This window comes from Sediminibacter sp. Hel_I_10 (genome assembly GCF_000688335.1).
In the GTDB taxonomy this organism is placed as follows: domain Bacteria; phylum Bacteroidota; class Bacteroidia; order Flavobacteriales; family Flavobacteriaceae; genus Psychroserpens.
Genome location: NZ_JHZX01000001.1, coordinates 1,281,478 through 1,299,480 on the forward strand (window position 1 = coordinate 1,281,478; position 18,003 = coordinate 1,299,480).

13 protein-coding genes are annotated in these 18,003 nt (G+C 38.5%); 7 read left to right on the forward strand and 6 right to left on the reverse strand.

The window, feature by feature from the left end:
• Nucleotides 1-43 precede the first annotated feature (43 nt).
• Nucleotides 44-487: a DUF1569 domain-containing protein gene (locus P176_RS0105805; RefSeq protein WP_026753817.1), complete on the forward strand. Its 444-nt coding sequence runs from the start codon at nt 44-46 to the stop codon at nt 485-487.
• Between the two features lie 32 nt (nt 488-519).
• On the forward strand, nt 520-1,107 hold the full coding sequence (locus tag P176_RS0105810; RefSeq protein ID WP_026753818.1) for an FMN-binding negative transcriptional regulator: 588 nt from the start codon (nt 520-522) through the stop codon (nt 1,105-1,107).
• Nucleotides 1,108-1,198: 91 nt separating this feature from the next.
• On the opposite strand, the gene murC is transcribed toward P176_RS0105810, so the two are convergent.
• Both murC and P176_RS0105820 read right to left on the reverse strand, forming a co-directional pair.
• Entirely contained in the window at nt 1,199-2,548 is a 1,350-nt protein-coding gene (gene murC / locus P176_RS0105815) for a UDP-N-acetylmuramate--L-alanine ligase (protein ID WP_026753819.1), read from the reverse strand.
• Nucleotides 2,549-2,703: 155 nt separating this feature from the next.
• A complete protein-coding gene (locus tag P176_RS0105820; protein WP_037348738.1) occupies nt 2,704-3,657 on the reverse strand; it encodes a lipopolysaccharide assembly protein LapB in 954 nt (317 codons plus the stop codon).
• A 178-nt stretch (nt 3,658-3,835) separates the two neighbouring features.
• Between P176_RS0105820 and P176_RS0105825 the strand changes: the two genes are divergently transcribed.
• From P176_RS0105825 to P176_RS0105835, 3 genes are all read left to right on the forward strand, one after another.
• A complete protein-coding gene (locus tag P176_RS0105825) occupies nt 3,836-10,360 on the forward strand; it encodes an alpha-2-macroglobulin (protein ID WP_037348739.1) in 6,525 nt (2,174 codons plus the stop codon).
• A 76-nt stretch (nt 10,361-10,436) separates the two neighbouring features.
• Nucleotides 10,437-10,943 carry a hypothetical protein gene (locus P176_RS0105830; protein ID WP_026753822.1) on the forward strand — a complete coding sequence of 169 codons (507 nt, stop codon included), beginning with the start codon at nt 10,437-10,439 and terminating at the stop codon, nt 10,941-10,943.
• Between the two features lie 2 nt (nt 10,944-10,945).
• Nucleotides 10,946-12,340 (forward strand): M64 family metallopeptidase, encoded by a 1,395-nt coding sequence (locus P176_RS0105835; protein ID WP_026753823.1) that lies wholly within the window; start codon nt 10,946-10,948, stop codon nt 12,338-12,340.
• 72 nt (nt 12,341-12,412) lie between these two features.
• On the opposite strand, the gene P176_RS0105840 is transcribed toward P176_RS0105835, so the two are convergent.
• The 4 genes from P176_RS0105840 to P176_RS20265 all read right to left on the reverse strand — a co-directional run bounded on the left by P176_RS0105840 (nt 12,413) and on the right by P176_RS20265 (nt 16,048).
• Nucleotides 12,413-13,132 (reverse strand): SDR family oxidoreductase, encoded by a 720-nt coding sequence (locus P176_RS0105840; RefSeq protein WP_026753824.1) that lies wholly within the window; start codon nt 13,130-13,132, stop codon nt 12,413-12,415.
• Nucleotides 13,133-13,245: 113 nt separating this feature from the next.
• Nucleotides 13,246-13,776 (reverse strand): DUF4136 domain-containing protein, encoded by a 531-nt coding sequence (locus P176_RS0105845; protein ID WP_026753825.1) that lies wholly within the window; start codon nt 13,774-13,776, stop codon nt 13,246-13,248.
• Nucleotides 13,777-13,872: 96 nt separating this feature from the next.
• Nucleotides 13,873-14,871: a GTPase ObgE gene (gene obgE / locus P176_RS0105850; RefSeq protein WP_026753826.1), complete on the reverse strand. Its 999-nt coding sequence runs from the start codon at nt 14,869-14,871 to the stop codon at nt 13,873-13,875.
• A 67-nt stretch (nt 14,872-14,938) separates the two neighbouring features.
• Nucleotides 14,939-16,048 carry an adenylate kinase gene (locus tag P176_RS20265; protein ID WP_081820682.1) on the reverse strand — a complete coding sequence of 370 codons (1,110 nt, stop codon included), beginning with the start codon at nt 16,046-16,048 and terminating at the stop codon, nt 14,939-14,941.
• A gap of 188 nt (nt 16,049-16,236) precedes the next feature.
• On the opposite strand from P176_RS20265, the gene P176_RS0105860 reads away from it, so the two are divergent.
• Both P176_RS0105860 and purE read left to right on the forward strand, forming a co-directional pair.
• Entirely contained in the window at nt 16,237-17,394 is a 1,158-nt protein-coding gene (locus tag P176_RS0105860) for a 5-(carboxyamino)imidazole ribonucleotide synthase (protein ID WP_026753828.1), read from the forward strand.
• Between the two features lie 87 nt (nt 17,395-17,481).
• The gene (purE, locus tag P176_RS0105865) at nt 17,482-17,964 is read left to right on the forward strand and encodes a 5-(carboxyamino)imidazole ribonucleotide mutase (protein WP_026753829.1); all 483 of its coding nucleotides are present in this window, start codon (nt 17,482-17,484) and stop codon (nt 17,962-17,964) included.
• Nucleotides 17,965-18,003: the final 39 nt, after the last annotated feature.

Consider the following 18,003-nt stretch of genomic DNA (forward strand, 5'->3'; position numbering starts at 1 on the left):
AGATATATATTGTAACTTTCTGATGCAATTAATTTAATGGATTATGGACTCCATATTTACCGAAAAAGCCAATCAAGACCTCTTGAAAAGGCTAAAAACTATTGATAAAAGCAAAACCGCGAACTGGGGCAAGATGAACGTTAGCCAGATGTTGCACCATTGCCAACACCCGATAAACATCATTCTGCAAAAAAAAGATTATGATCTTAAGCCCAATTGGATAGCGAGATTGTTATTCAAAAAAGCCATGTATAGCGATAAGCTGTGGAGAAAAAACCTTCCTACAGTGCCCTCTTTTAAAACCATGGATGATCGTGATTTTACTTCGGAAAAATTAAAACTCAAATCCTTGATCGAAGAATTACACACTCACAAAGACAGAAACGATTGGCAAGCACATCCCGTCTTTGGTACATTTACCAAAGAACAATGGGGCAAGATGCAATACAAACATCTGGATCACCATTTTAGACAATTTGGCGTATAAGCTAAAATAAACCATTAAAAACCAAAACACTTTTGTATCCACCAAAACAACATCAAGACGATAACAAGGATCATTTAATTGAAGTCATCAAAACCTATCCTCTTGCGACGCTCATTTCCGTAGCCAATAATAAGCCTTTGATTACGCATTTGCCTTTGATCTATGAGCAAGGAAAGCTTATTGGTCATATTGACAAATTTAACCCTCAAGCAGCGCATCTAGCAGACGGCAAATCCATAACCGTATTGTTTTCTGGTCCTCAGTGTTACATCTCACCAAGCATCTACAGCACCACACAGCTACCAACCTGGAACTATATTAAAGTGCATATTGAAGGCACTGTAGAAGCCATCTTAAGTAAAGCGGCACTCAAACAATCACTCATTAGCATGACGGCTTTTTTAGAAGCACCAGAGCATAAATACGTTTTGGAAGCAGATAACCCTCGGCTAGATAAAAACCTAGAGTACATTAGTATGTTTGAAATTAATATGATGAGCTGGGAGGGTAAATTTAAACTGTCTCAAGACAAAAAACCAAGCGATATAGAAAGCGCTAGAGCAGAGTTGATTCGTGCAAACCAAGAAAGCGTAAAGACGTTTTTGGAAAAAGTGTTTTAAATGGATCAACTCTAATTTTAAAAGGGAGTCTCTAATTATAAAACACCCTTGCTTCACAACTCCCCAAGGCCAAGCCTATCGTGTTATTTTTTTAAGACTTTGGTAAGTGCCTCAAAATCCAAGCCCCGTAATTACCAGAACTCATGAGCAATAGTGCCTTGTTATCAAAATCTTGTGAAAACAAAAAGGACTGGAATTCTTTTGGATTGGTATAGATGATCAAATCATCACGCTCAAAAGCATTGGCGATTTGTTCGTGCGTCACTTTATTCAACTTTTTGATTTCTACGGCGTGCGGTGAGTAAAATACCACAGCGACGTCTGCAGCATCTAAAGCGCCTTTATATTCCTTGAGAAATTCTGCATTTAAGCTGCTATAGGTGTGTAGTTCTAAACAAGCCACTAACTTTCTATCGCTATACTGTTCTTTGACAGCCTTTGTGGTGGCTTCTACTTTACTGGGCGAATGTGCAAAATCTTTATAAGCTACTGTTTTCTTTGTTTCTGCAATTTTCTCTAGACGCTTACTTGCACCCTTGAATGTGGCTATGGCTTCGTAAAAATCATCTTCATCAATGCCCATGTGCTGACAGATCCATTTGGCTCCAGCAAGATTATTGAGATTGTGATTTCCGAAGATTTCTATAGGCAAATCACCTTCTGGTGTTGACAATAATGTTTGTCCGTTCTCAACGCGGTAGTCTGGAGTACTGTAAGGCAGTTTTCTAATGGCATTTGTACTCGCTTCAACGACCCGTTTGACCCCTGGGTCTTCTTCATTGTAATTGATGCTCCCACCACTCACAATACTATCTACAAAAATTGAAAACTGCTCTACATAATTCTCATAGGTAGGAAACACGTTGATATGGTCCCAGGCAATCCCGCTAAGCAATGCGATATTTGGTTTATACAGATGAAATTTTGGACGAAGATCAATAGGGGAACTTAAATACTCATCTCCTTCCAACACAATGAAATCATTATCTTGGGTTAATTTGACCATAACATCAAATCCCTCTAGCTGAGCACCAACCATATAATCCACATCCCGATCATGGTAATGCATCACATGTAGAATCATTGAGGTAATTGTGGTCTTGCCATGGCTTCCTCCAATAACAACGCGTGTTTTATGCTTTGCCTGCTCGTAAAGAAACTCAGGATAACTATAGATTTTAAGACCTAACTCTTGTGCCTTAATTAGCTCGGGATTGTCTGCTTTGGCATGCATTCCTAAAACAACGGCCTCTAAACTGGTATTAATTTTTTCGGGGAACCATCCAAACTCTGAAGGTAAGAGGCCTTTATCGGCCAATCTCGATTTTGAAGGTTCAAAGATGGTATCATCACTACCTGTAACTTGGTAGCCTTTATTGTGAAGGGCTATGGCCAAATTGTGCATCGCAGCGCCGCCAATAGCTATAAAATGTACGTTCATAGTATCTCTCTTGTGAATTTCAAATATAGCGGTTTTTGATACGAATTCACGACTAATTTAAAAAGCTATTACCGTTTTTAAAATCAGAATGTCTAAAGATAAAATATCCTTTTAGTTGATAAGAATCTTATTAAGATTTAGAATTCTGACAGATTCTATAAATTCAAAATAGAAGTTTTTTCTTTCTGAAATGGTTCAATATCTGGAAGTTCTGAAAGCGCGAGATCAATATACTCTAAAGCTTTGCTCTTTTTGTTTTTGTATTTATTGATTTGTGCCAAACGGTAATACGCCCAAGCTTTGGGAACCCCATCTTTTGCGGAATGATTTTCAAGATACACCATTAAACAACGTTCTCCTTTTTCTAATTGGATGTTATATTCTGCACAAACTTTACCTATTTGATAGTGCATGGCATTACGCTTATGAACCTTTTCCGTTGCTTCCATGTTTAAGATCGCTTTCTCGGGCTGTTTCTCATTTTCATATAAGGTCGTCAACTTTTCGTAACAATTAAAAGACCCGCCTTCCTCAATCGCCATTTTATAATACTTTTCTGCCAACTCGGGTTCTTCGTCATATTCATAAACATAACCCTTTGCCAAATAGCCATCAACTTTGGAGATTACTTCAAGCTCATTGGCATATTTTAAAGATGTGGCCTTACTGCCACCAATAATACCAGGCAATTGCATATAAAGTTCAACTAAGGCCCAACGGGTATCGATATGCTTAGGATCTAGTTTTGCTGCTTTTAAAAAGGCTTCCTTGATGTCATCAATAAATAATAGCGCCGAAAATTTACTCACACTCAAGGCCTTCATCCCCAGTGCTCCGCCGTACTTATAATGGTAGTTTGGATTATTGGGCTCTATCTCGGTCAATGTCTTGTATTGCTCTGCCGCCTCGTCCCATTTTTTTTGGTGACCATAGGCATCGCCTAATAACTCAATCGCCTCTTTTTCGTTTTGGTGACTGCCAATATACCTTACAAGCTGCTGCTCGGCTTTATTAAAATGCTTATCATCTATCAACTTTCGGCTCTCATCCAATACGCCTTGGCCGAAACTTAACAATGGAATCAAAAAAAGGAAACTCAAATATTTCATATAAGCTTTTAAGCAAAACACGTACCACAAGTTGTTTGGTATTGTTTTTGATTTTGGACAGTCAAATATAAACTGTTTCTAATCGAAATTCATAACTTCACTCAACCAAACGACACAATCACTCAATTGTTGTTTTTTTGAATGTTAATAGACCTTAAATTTCAAGAAAATTAAAACCATGTCACAATCAAAGACGCTTCTCATTCTTCTTATATCTTTACTTTGTTCTCAACTTCACCACGCACAATCATCAGGTTATGACGCGTTGTGGAAACAGGTGCTTAAAAAGGAAACGGACGGATTACCAAAATCGGCTTTAGACATTGTCAAGCAAATTTCAGAAAAAGCAGAAACCGAAAATAACTCAGCACAATACATCAAGGCCTTACTCTTTAAAAGTAAATATGCACTCACCCTAGAAGAGGAAGCGCAGCTTGAGATTGTCAAAAATTTTAAATCTGAAATCGAAAAGGCCAAAGCACCAGAGAAACACATCTTAGAAAATATGCTAGCCACCATGTATTGGCAGTATTTTCAACAACATAGATATCAATTTTACAACCGTAGCAAGACTGAAGAAAAAGTAAATGCCGAAGATTTTCGTACTTGGGACCTTCAAACTCTATTTGACGACATCGATCTTTATTATCAAAAATCATTAAAAAACCCAAAAAAGCTCCAACAAACACCAATTGCCGAATTTGCAGTAATCATCAACGAGCAAAAAGGATCTAAAATCTATAGGCCTAGTCTCTATGATATCTTGGCCCAAAATGCGCTTACCTTTTATACCACTTCGGAAAATAGCATCACTAAACCTGCCTATCAATTTGAAATTGACGATCCAAGCTATCTTTCTCCCGCTTCAGAATTTGCTACCATCACATTACAATCTAAAGATTCTACGTCCTTAGAATTAAATGCGCTCAAAATTTATCAAAATCTGATCGCGTTTCATTTAAAAGATGTATCCTTAGAGGCCTTAGTTGCAGTTGATGTTGAGCGCTTGAGGTACGCGAGTCAAAATTCTACTTTTGATAATAAAGAAGATATCCTGTTAAGCACCTTACAATCCTCAAGCAAAGAAAGACGCCCAAATCCCGTTGCCGCGCTTTATGATTTTGAAATTGCCAATCTGTATTACGAACAGGGAAATCGATATGACATTAAGACACATCCAGAGGCACGATGGAAACTTAAAGAAGCCATCGCTATTTGTGACGCCACACTTAAGAATTATCCTGATAGTAGCGGCGCAGAACAATGCGCCGTTTTAAAACGAATCATTACCAACCCAACACTTCATCTTACGTCGGAAACTGTGATCCCTACCAACCAACACGCTCGTATTCTGGTAAGATACGCCAATATCAAGACGCTTGATTTTACAGTTTATGAAGTTGGAATCACTGAGATTGATAACTTTAATACCATTTATAATGAAGCTAAAAAACTTAACTTTTTAAAGAACAAATCTGTCAGCAAAGCATGGACCAGTACTCTAAAGACTGAAGGAGACTATCAAACACATACTACAGAAATTATTGTTCCGCCTCTTAAAAACGGAAATTATATTATTTTAGCAAAAACCGATGGTGAAGGTAATACCTTCGCCACGCAAACGCTGCAAACCACCAATTTTGCACTAGTTGATACATCTTCACCAACCGAGATTAGCTTTCAAATCATCAATAGAACTAACGGAGCACCACAGGCTGATGTTTCCGCAGAACTAAAGTTTCAAAATAACTATAATAGCGACTACAAAACGGTGCTTCTGGAGTCTGACTCAAATGGTATGATTACCATAGAAAAGACACAGCAACGTTACATGAATCTGAGTATTGCGCTCAAAGATGCTGATGAGACAGGATATTTTGACGGTTTTTATGCTTACCGCAACTTTAATAATACAGAAGAGGTACAAATAAAGGACGCCTCCTTTCTATTTACAGACCGAAGTATTTATAGACCGGGACAAACGGTTTATTTTAAAGGTATAAGTATCAGTTCAAAAAATGAAACATCCCAAGTGCTTGCAGATGAAAACGTCGCTGTAAAACTCTACAATGTCAATGGAGAACTTTTAAACAGTTTAGCATTAGTAACCAATAGTTTTGGCTCTGTTGCGGGGGAATTCATCCTTCCTAGCGGAGGACTTACAGGGGAGTTTCGACTCCAATTAACTTCAAACAACAAAAACAGAAGTTTTGAGAGTAATCATTATGTTTCGGTTGAGGAATATAAGCGACCAAAATTTGAGACCACATTTAATCCCGTAACCGAAACGTTTAAGGTTAACGACTCTGTTACCGTAAAGGGAAAAGCCTTAGCCTATGCTGGCAGTAGCATCACCGACGCAAAGGTAGTTTACCGCGTGACGAGAACCGTAGAGTACCCAAGATGGTACTATTCTTACAGACCATGGTTCAATAGCGAACCACAAGAACTAAAAAACGGTGAGATACAAACCAACAGTAACGGGGAATTTGAAATTACGTTTAAGGCCCAGCCTGATGCTAGCGTAGGTAAAAGCACACTTCCTATTTTTAATTATAAGATTACGGCAGACGTTACCGACCTCAACGGCGAAACCCGAAGCGCTACAACCGTCGTTAATGTTGGTTACCATGCCCTTTTGGCAACAATTTCTATAGAAGAGCAATTGGACAAGACCAAAAAGGATCATACCATCGCCATAGACACCAGAAATTTGAACGGTGAATTTGTTGCTGCGGAAGGCCAGATCAAAATCTACAAACTCAAGGCGCCAGAACGCGTCTTAACAGCGCGATCTTGGGAAGCTCCCGACTATCAAGTGATTCCTCTAGAAGAATATAAGATGAAGTTTCCGCATGAGGCATATGGTAATGAGGCCGACCCTGAACAATGGGAGAAAGGAGCACTAGTATTTGAAGCCAATTTTGATACCGAGAAAAGCAAGGAGTTAGCTCTGGGCAATATTAAAAAGTGGGCATCTGGGAAATACCTCATCAGCCTTGAAAGTAAAGACAAGTTTGGACAACTGGTGAAAGACGAGGCCAGAACCACGCTTTATAGTGATACAGACAAAACGTTGGCCGACAATCAACTATTTTCCATGTCGACCAATCAGAATGTTTACAACGCTGGGGAGCAAGTAGAAATCACCTTAGGCTCTGCTGCAAAAGATGTTGTTGTTACCGTTAAAGTGGAGAAAAATGGCAGTATTACAAACACCTTTATTGTGCCGTTGCGCAACTCAAAACAAACGCTGGCAATTCCGGTAACCAAAGACGATGTTGGAGGGTTTGCAATTCATTACAGTCTGGCGGCATTTAACAGCTTTTTAAGCTCGACCCTCAATATCAATGTGCCCTACCCCAAAACAGATTTAGAAATAGAAACCGTCACCTTTAGAGATCAACTGCAACCAGGAACAGAAGAAACTTGGAGCTTTAAAATAAAAGGACCTAAGGGCGATAAAGTTTCTGCGGAAATTTTAGCAAGCATGTACGATGCGTCTTTAGATCAGTTTAAATCTCATGACTGGAATTTTAGTCCCATTAACACCCCAACCTATTACCCGAAATTCAGTTTAAATGCTAGACAAAGTTTTGGCAATAGCGCCTTTAGAATTTACAATAGAGAACGTCAGTATTTTAATTACGAATCACAGCAATATGATCAATTAAATTGGTTTGGGTTTTATTTTGGTGACAATTCTTTAAGACAAAATTATCTAAGAAAACAAAGAATTTCTAAACCTTCAACCTTTTCAAGCATAAAAAAAACAGATATTAAAAAAGGTGTGATCAAAGGAATAGTAAGCACATCAGACGGACTACCGTTACCCGGAGTAAATATTACAATCAAAGGAAAAACTGAAGCAGTATCAACCGATTTCGATGGTGAATTTTCCATGAGCGGAAAAGCAGGAGATATTATATTATTTTCTTATATAGGATATAGAAAACTATCCTTAACTATTTCAAAAGATAACTTTTATAAAATAGTGCTTAATGAGGATAGCTCAGGATTAGACGAGGTAGTCGTAATGGGATACGTAAAGTCTACTAAAGAATCATTTACAGGGACAGCGACAATTTCGACATCTGACATAAAATTAGAGAATGATGATAAAATTCAAGGTCTAACAAATAATAGAGGGAAAAATGCTTATTCCATAAAGGAAGGTAAATTCACAAAATCAGATAGTCTAGAAAATCCTGAATATTACTTCTTGATGAGAAAGGCGAGTGCTGTACCTATGAAAACTATTATGAACGGTATGACTAACCTTTATATTTATGATGTTTCTAAAAAACAAAGCTTGGAAAACGTTGTCATCCGTAAAAACCTTCAAGAGACCGCCTTCTTCTTTCCGCAGTTGCAAACCGATGCCGAAGGCAATGTGAGTTTTAGCTTTACAACACCAGAAGCTTTAACCAAATGGAAATTACAACTATTGGCCCATACCAAAAGCTTAGAAAGCAAAACCACTAGTTTAGAAACCGTAACCCAAAAAGAGTTAATGATCATTCCTAATGCGCCACGTTTTTTAAGACAAGGTGACGAAATAACCATAAGCACCAAGATTTCCAATTTAACTGAGAATACCTTGTCTGGTCAAACGCAATTGCTATTAACAGATGCGTTGACAGGTACAACCATTGACGCCAAATTGAACAACACCAATAAAACACAAGCGTTTAGTGTAGATGCCAATGGCAATACCCAAGTGTCTTGGAACTTAAGCATTCCCGATAACGTTGACGCAGTTCAATACAAAATCGTGGCAAAAGCCGGGAGTTTTAGTGATGGTGAGCAAAATGCAATGCCTGTTTTAACCAATAGACTATTGGTTACTGAAACATTGCCAATGTGGATCAAGAGCAATGAGACCAAAACGTTTACGCTAGACAAGCTTGCTGCCACAACACCAGACGATCCAAATACGACGCTTAAAAATCATAAACTCATCTTAGAAGTAACGAGTAATCCGATGTGGTATGCGGTTCAAGCCTTACCTTATCTAATGGAATACCCTTACGATTGTAACGAACAGACCTTCAGCAGATATTATGCTAATGCCTTAGCATCTCATATTGCCAACAGCAATCCTAGAATTCAAGAGGTCTTTAACCAATGGGCGTCTCAAGGGGAATTGATCTCCAATCTGGAAAAAAATGAAGCGTTGAAAAACATCTTGATTCAAGAAACCCCGTGGCTGCGTGACGCACAAAGCGAAACAGAACAGAAAAAACGTATTGCGCTTTTGTTCGACATGAATAAGATGACAAATGAATTGGCATCTTCGCAACGAAAATTAAAAAATAACCAAATGGACAACGGTGCCTGGGCTTGGTTTCATGGCGGTAAACCCAATCGTTTTATCACCCAGCATATCATTACAGGCTTTGGACATTTAGACAAGCTCAATGTCGCTTCAGTATCTTCAGAAGACCAAAACCGAATGATTGAAAAGGCCATCATTTACCTTGATTCAGAATTTGTTCAAGAATACAAAGACCTCACAAAATTTGATAAAAAGACCGATTTAAGCAAAGATCACTTAAGCTTTACGCAACTGCATTACCTTTATATGCGCAGCTTTTTTCCGCAAATAAAAATGTCTAAAGACGTACAGGACATTAGCACGTATTACCAAACCCAGATTCAAAAGTATTGGTTAAGTCGCTCTCTATATGCCAAAGGACTTATGGCTTTGATAATGCAGCGAAACGCTCATCCAAAAATTGCTGAGAAGATCTTAAACTCCTTAAAAGAAACTAGCATCACTTCTGATGAGCTAGGAATGTACTGGAAGAGCAATAACCCATCTTGGCATTGGTACCAAGCCCCTATAGAAACACAAGCGCTCATGATTGAGGTTTTTGCTGAAGTTGGACAGGCCGTGCAAACTGAAACTAGCAATTTAAACGATATTGACCAACTCAAAATCTGGTTACTTAAAAATAAGCAAACCAATAAATGGGAAACCACAAAAGCCACTACTGAAGCCGTCTATGCATTGCTTCTACAGGGACGTGATTGGTTGGTTGGCGCAGAAGCCACCGAGATGGTTGATGTTGTTTTGGGCAACGAGCCTATTGATCCATCCAAACTAGAAAATGTTAAGGTAGAACCAGGAACAGGATACTATAAAACGGCTTGGTCTGGCTCTGAGATCACCCCGGAAATGGCCACAGTAACATTGACCAAAAACAATCCTGGTATTGCATGGGGCAGTTTATATTGGCAATATTTTGAAGATCTCGATAAAATTACCTCTGCAGAAACACCGCTGGCATTGCGCAAAAAGCTATTCAAAAAAACCAATACCGATAGAGGCGAACAACTTTCTGAAATTACATCTGAAACAGATTTAAAGGTAGGTGATCTCATACGCGTGCGTATCGAATTACAAAGCGACCGAGATATGGAGTTTATACACATGAAAGATATGCGAGCCGCTGGTTTAGAACCTATAAATGTAGTATCAGCTTATAAATTTCAAGATGGTTTAGGGTATTACGAGAGCACAAAAGATGCTTCTACCAATTTCTTTTTTGATTTTTTGCCAAAAGGCATCTATGTGTTTGAATATGATTTACGCATCAATAACGCCGGCAATATGAGTAATGGGATTACAACCATTCAAAGCATGTATGCTCCTGAATTTAGCAGCCACAGTGAAGGCGTTCGGGTAAAGGTGGATTAATACTTGGTCAGTTGTTTGCAACTCATTTATTTTTAATACTTTTAAGCATTATTGGCCATCGCTATTATCCGTTTTTATGAGTTCGTTCAAATCCTATTTTTCTATTATCCAAGTGCTATTACTATTTGGATATACAGGCTTTTTTTCTTGTGGTGCAGGAGCTCAACAAATGGCTTCTGAAGTTAAGGAAGTCAAAGCACCAAAATTGTTATTCCTTAATTATACCATTTCAAAAGATACGAACGGAACATATCGTGCTACATTTATAAACAAGGTGCTCACAGAAGGACGCTTAAAAGACAAGACACAAAGACAGCCACTTAGTGACGCTGGTGATATTGTATGCATTCAGTACAATGACAAAAATGATGTTTTAGATCGAAGTTATATTAAGAATCCGTTGCAGCCCATTGTGGAATATGTAAACGACGATGGAAACCTTGAAAAACGTCAACTCAATTTAAACAGTGCACAAATTGCCATCAAATTACAGTTGCAAGAAGCAACTTCGTCAGTTCGTTTGTTCTTAATTGATGCTTCTGGAAATGCCTCTACCGACTTAATAACCACATCAATCCGCTAGCAATGAAACATTCCTTAGCTCTTTTATGTTTTATTAGTATTCAATTTTTATGCGCACAAAGCTTTGAAGTTACCCAAATAAAGGTTGCTGGTGCTGCTGACAAACGCATCAACTTAGTGATCATGGGTGATGGCTATCTCGCTTCAGAATTTGATGATTTTGAAGTCGATGCCAATGCTTTTGTAACCGAAATGTTCAGTCAGTCGCCTTTTTTGGAATATTCCGACTATTTTAATGTATACATCATCAAAGTCCCTTCCGAAGAAAGCGGTGCGATGCACCCTGGAACAGCATCAGACGAGCCTACTGGCTCTTCTACCGTTCCTGTAATTGACGTCAATAATTATTTTGGTGCAGCGTATGATAGCTTTAATATTCACCGACTCCTATTCTCTTCAAACTACGCCCTAATCTCTACAGTGCTTGCTAATAATTTTCCTGAATACGACCAAGCGCTTATTTTGGTCAATGCACCTTATTATGGCGGCAGCGGCGGTACGTTTCCATTTGCCTCAACAGACGAGAGTGCTATTGAAATCGCGATTCACGAGCTAGGACATTCATTTTCCAATCTTAAGGATGAATACTATCCTGGAGATGCGCAAGCTGCGGAAGCCGTTAATATGACACAAGACAATAATCCAGAAACAGTGAAATGGAAAAACTGGTTAGGATCTTCTAATGTGGGAATCTTTCCGTATGGAACAACTGGAACGCCTTCAACTTGGTACCGTCCTCATCAAAATTGTAAAATGCGCTATTTGGGTGTCCCCTTTTGTTCTGTATGCAAAGAAGGCATCATTGAGCGTATCCATACCTTGGTATCTCCTATTGAATCTTATAGCCCTGTTGCCAATACTTTAGAAAACCCTTCTTTACCACTGGAGTTTCAATTAGATTTGGTGCAACCGCTTCCCAATACTTTAGACACCACATGGACACTAAATAGTATAAATTTCAGTAGTTCATTAGACAATTTAAGTCTTTTGGAAACTGATCTGGTAGAAGGCAGCAACACCTTAACAGCTCTGGTTACTGATAATACCGCATTACTTCGCGTCGATGGCCACGAGGATATTCATTTATATACCGTGACTTGGACTATTGAAGTTGCTAGTTTGGGCATTAGCAGCATTACGGCTGAGAGTAATCACATTACCATTAACATATACCCAAATCCTGCGGGAAATATGCTAAATGTTTCTATTGAAAGTGATTTGAAAACAGATTTTTCGTTTAAATTGATCAGTATAGATGGCAAAGAAGTGCTTTCCATTCCTGCGAACGTTCATAGTGCAACCGCTGTCGATATTGAACGCCTATCTTCTGGACTTTATATGCTGAATGTATTTCAAGGAAACGTTTTGATTGGGCAGAAAAAACTTATAAAAGAGTAGCCCCATATTTAGTAAAACATGGGGCTACTTTTAAATCATCGAAGGAAATCGATGTTTCTATTTTAATCCTTTTTATTTAGGAGTAGTGGGTCTAACTTCTATTTTACTAGGTAATGTTCTTGGGTTCATTCTTAGTAAATCAACGACTATTTCTCCTAAATCTTCAATCTGTATTTTCCAATCGCCTTTATCACTAGGTTCATTACCATTAAAATGTGTAGAGACTGATCCTGGCATGATGGTACTCACTTTAATCCCGTGCTGACGTAAATCTAACATCACCGCTTGTGTAAAGCCGGTTACTCCAAATTTACTGGCATTATAAGCCGATCCTCCTGCAAAGAAATTAGTACCTGCTAAACTTGAAATGGTAATATAGTACCCTTTGGTTTTCTTGAGCGCATCGACACTTGCTTTTATAGAGTTAAACACTCCTGTAAGATTGGTATCAATGACTTCATTCCATTGTTTTGAAGTTAGTTCTTCAATACTTCCGAAATGCCCCAGACCCGCATTTGCAATCACAATGTCTAATTGCCCAAACTCTGCAATGGTTTGCTTCACTGCGTCTTCTTGACTTTCTAGTAAACGAACATCTGCCTTAAGCCCTAAGACATGCTTGTCGGTATTGGTTCTTTCACCTAATGTTTTAGCTGCAGCTTTAGCAGAGTCTTCATCTCTACTCGTGATTGCGACTTTTAAACCTTGACTTAAGAGTGCTTCAGCAATTCCAAATCCAATTCCTTTTGTTCCGCCAGTAATTAAGGCGACTTTTCCTTTTATAGTATTCATGTGGTTTTATTTTTCGGTTTCACTCAAAGTTACAAAACAACAGGCCGCATTAGCGGTTTAAAATGTTAGGAAAATGATAAAGTATGACTGTTTTTAAAAACTTAGAAACAAGTTTATTTTTGTTTTTCCGGCGGAAAACCTTCAAGAACTTTAGCTACAATAGCTTGAAATTGAGCTTCACGCTTTTCTGGAGAGGCATTAGGATTATAGGTCGATTGGGTTACTGCTTGCCAAAAGAGTCCGTTTTTGTCTTCATCTACAAAATCGATAATGAGCTCACGGTTAAGCTTATTCATGCCAATAGGAATGCCTAGTGAGATGCCCCCACCAACATTACTTCCTGTTCCTCCAACACCAACGCCAACATTGTTGCTTTGAACATCTTGGTATTCGCTACTTTTAATATCAATCAAAAAATCTGGTGTTGCAGACAATGTGTATCCTTGACTTTGAAGCGCAGTATCCATGGCGTTCAAAAGGCGTCTGGTATCTAGTTCGCTTAACCCGGTATTCATATCAGAATAATAATCGTAGGTTTTATAAGTTTCGAAATCGGCAGTTTTCTCGTAATCGTAATTGACTTGAACTGATGAGCAAGCGCTCAACATTGAAATCAAAACCATACATAAGGCTATTTTTCTCATATCTTTTTAATAGAAAGGTAATCAAAAATTATTCCGATTTAAAATGCATTTTCCAACTCATGCTTTCAACCTATAAATACTCTCATATTTAGTGGTTTAATCATTCAACATCCTCCAAAGTCGATCCTTCATCTCAACAATGCCTTTTTGAGCCACCGATGAGATGAACATATAATCTATAGGAAGCGTTTTATCTAATTCCTTTTTGAGCATGACTTGAAGCTCCTCATCGAGCAAATCACTTTTAGAGATGGCAATCATACGTTCTTTATCCAACATTTCAGGATTGTAACGTTTCAACTCATCCAATAATATATCGTATTGCTCTCGGATATCCTTAGCATCTGCAGGAATTAAGAACAGTAAGATCGAATTACGCTCAATATGTCTCAAAAAGTAATGGCCTAAGCCTTTCCCTTCTGCAGCGCCTTCAATAATACCGGGAATATCTGCCATAACAAAGGTCTGAAAGTCTCGATATTCCACAATCCCCAAATTAGGTTTTAAGGTTGTAAATTCATAATCAGCAATTTTAGGTTTTGCTGCGGTAATCACAGAAAGCAAGGTCGATTTACCTGCGTTTGGAAAGCCTACCAAGCCCACATCTGCCAAAATCTTAAGCTCAATGGTGATGTCCCGTTCTTCTAGAGATTCGCCCGGTTGTGCGTAACGAGGTGTTTGATTTGTAGAACTTTTAAAATGCCAGTTCCCAAGACCTCCACGACCGCCTTGCACTACAATTTTTTCTTCTTGATCTTCGGTAATTTCAAAAAGCACCTCATCAGTATCCGAGTCTTTTACAACCGTTCCCAAAGGCACATCTAAATATTCATCTTGACCATCGGCTCCAGAACTCCTACTTTTACTGCCATGCTCTCCATGACCTGCTCTAGCGTGACGCTTAAACTTTAAATGCAGAAGTGTCCAGAGGTTTGCATTTCCGCGTAAAATCACGTGACCACCACGACCACCGTCACCGCCATCTGGACCGCCTTTTTCAATAAATTTCTCGCGATGCAAATGCGCAGAACCTTGACCTCCCTTTCCGGAAGATACATGCATTTTTACGTAGTCAACGAAATTACCTTCTGTCATGATCATTTTCCGCAAGAGCGGAACTATTTTTAATTATTAAATCTAGTTGTTAAAGGTAATGAGGCTATTATAGCTTATCAATTTCCTTACTCAACCGCTCGGTGATTTCATCGATGTTGCCAACACCATCTACACCGTAATATTTATTTTGAGCAGCATAGTACTCTTTAAGCACTGCTGTTTTTTTGTAATATTCTGTAATACGATTTCTGATGATACTTTCATCGGCATCATCTTTTCTACCGCTTGTTTTTCCTCGTTCTAGAAGTCTTTTGACTAAAATTTCGTCATTAACTTCTAAGGCAATCATCGCGTCAATCTGCGAATCTTTCTCATTCATCAAATTATCCAAAGCTTCAGCTTGGGCATTGGTTCTTGGAAAACCATCAAAGATAAAGCCATTTGCTCCAGCATTTTTTTCAACCTCAGCGTTAAGCATGTCAATAGTGACTTGATCTGGCACCAATTCTCCTTTATCCATATAAGACTTAGCGAGCATGCCCAAAGCGGTTTCATTTTTTATATTGAATCTAAAAACATCTCCTGTTGAGATATGTACCAGATTGTATTTTTCTTTTAAATAATTGGCTTGGGTCCCCTTGCCAGCACCTGGAGGGCCAAAAAGCACGATATTGGTCATGTGTTGTGTTGATTTTAGTTGATATATTTCAGGCAGATCGCGTCCCAATCCGTCGTAATCCAAACCATACCCCACTATAAATTTGTTAGGAATTTCCATCCCTACATAATGCAATTTATAATCTTTTTTATAGGCTTCTGGCTTAAAAAATAAGGTCGCAATCTTTAGGGCCTTCACGTTTTCATTTTTAAAAATACGGTAGACTTCCCCTAAGGTGTTTCCAGAATCGATAATATCTTCAAGAATAACAACCGTTCTTCCAGATAAATCCTGAGTAAGACCAATAAGTCGGTGAATGTCCTCCGTAGATTTCAACCCTTCATAAGATGCCAACTTAATAAAAGTGACCTCACACGGTTTTGGGTATTTTTTTACAAAATCGCTCACAAACATAAAAGACCCGTTCAATATCCCTATAAACACAGGAACTTCATCACTCAAGTCCATTGAAATCTCATGAGCCATACGCTCTATGCATGCTTCAATGGCAGATTGCTCAATAAAGGGCTTAAACTCTAAATCGTGTAGCTTAATCACTTGTTTTTGATTTTGGAAAAAACAAAGATACATATTTGATTCACGTTTGTCGATTTTCGATTTGTGATTTTAGAATATTGTTATGTGATTAGCTTATTTTTGTTTTATCATAATATCCATCAGTAGCGGTGCGGTATTTTAAATTTACATTCCTGAATTGAAAGGAGAAATTCTTGAAACCTTTAAAAATGACAAATTACTTTTCCTCAGATTTTAAACTCGGTATTCTAGGCGGTGGACAGTTGGGCAAGATGATGCTTTACAACACTCGAAAGTTTGACATTACCACTTACGTTATGGATGCCAATGATGAAGCACCATGCCGGATTGCCTGTGACAAATTTGAAAAAGGAGACTTAATGGACTATGATGCTGTATACAACTTCGGAAAGCAGGTAGACCTTTTAACCTTTGAAATTGAAAACGTCAATGTAGACGCCTTAGAACAATTGGAAAAAGAAGGACTAAAGGTCTACCCTTCTTCAAAAACATTAAGAACCATCCAGAATAAAGCGACCCAAAAATTATTTTATAAAGACCATGGGATCCCAACATCGGCCTTTACGCGTTTTGCTTACTTATCTGAAATTGAAGATGCCATCACTAATGGCGGACTCCAGTTTCCGTTTGTATGGAAAGCAGCTCAATTTGGCTATGATGGTAATGGCGTGAAGATGGTTCGAAAAATTGAGGATTTAAAAGATTTACCTAAAGGCGAATGTATTGCCGAAGAGTTGATTCCTTTTAAAAATGAGTTGGCGGTAATTGTTGCTCGAAATAAAAACGGCGAGGTAAAAGCCTATCCCGTTGTAGAAATGGAATTTCATCCTGAAGCCAATCAAGTAGAATATGTTATTTGTCCCGCCAGAATAAGTGATGCTGTTGCCGAAAAGGCCAAAGCTACAGCCTTAGCAGTTTCCGAAGCATTTGATCATGTGGGATTATTGGCAGTAGAGATGTTCCAAACCGAGAATGACGACATCCTCATCAATGAAGTGGCTCCAAGACCTCATAACTCAGGTCATCAAACTATTGAGGCCAGTTATACCTCCCAATTTGAGCAACATATAAGAGCGATTTTAAATCTCCCTTTGGGAAGAACAGACAGCAAAGTTGGTGGTATAATGGTAAATCTGGTAGGTGCCGAAGGTCATACTGGCAATGTGGTCTACAAACATATTGCTGAAATTATGTCATTAGAAGGTGTCACCCCTCATATCTACGGAAAAAAACAAACACGACCATTTCGAAAAATGGGACATGTTACCATAGTTAATGAAGACATTGACAAAGCTAGACGTGTGGCAGAACAAGTAAAAAACACTATTGAGGTCATTAGCGAATAACGTAATGATGATGTATTGCTAATGAAGTAAACCGCATTAAAATAATTATATTTCAAAAAAAGATCTTCAATCTAATATATAAAACACATGAGTAAAGTCGCAATAATTATGGGAAGCAAAAGTGACCTTCCCGTCATGCAAGACGCTATAGATATCTTAAAGGAGTTTCAAATTGAAGTAGAGGTTGATATTGTTTCGGCGCACAGAACTCCAGAAAAACTGTTTGACTTTAGTAAAAACGCACACTTGCGAGGCATTTCAGTCATCATTGCTGGCGCTGGTGGTGCCGCACATTTACCGGGCATGGTCGCCTCTTTATCACCGCTACCTATTATTGGTGTTCCCGTAAAAAGCAGTAACTCTATTGATGGCTGGGACTCGGTATTGTCCATTTTACAAATGCCTGGCGGCGTTCCGGTGGCAACCGTGGCTTTAAATGGCGCCAAAAATGCAGGAATTTTAGCCGCCCAAATTTTAGGCTGTTCAAATCCCGAAATTTTAAAAACCATTCAGGACTATAAAGAAGGCCTAAAAGTAAAAGTTATCGAATCTTCAAAAGATCTCAAATAAAAAACCCCGATTTTACTCGGGGTTTTTCTGCTATTAATC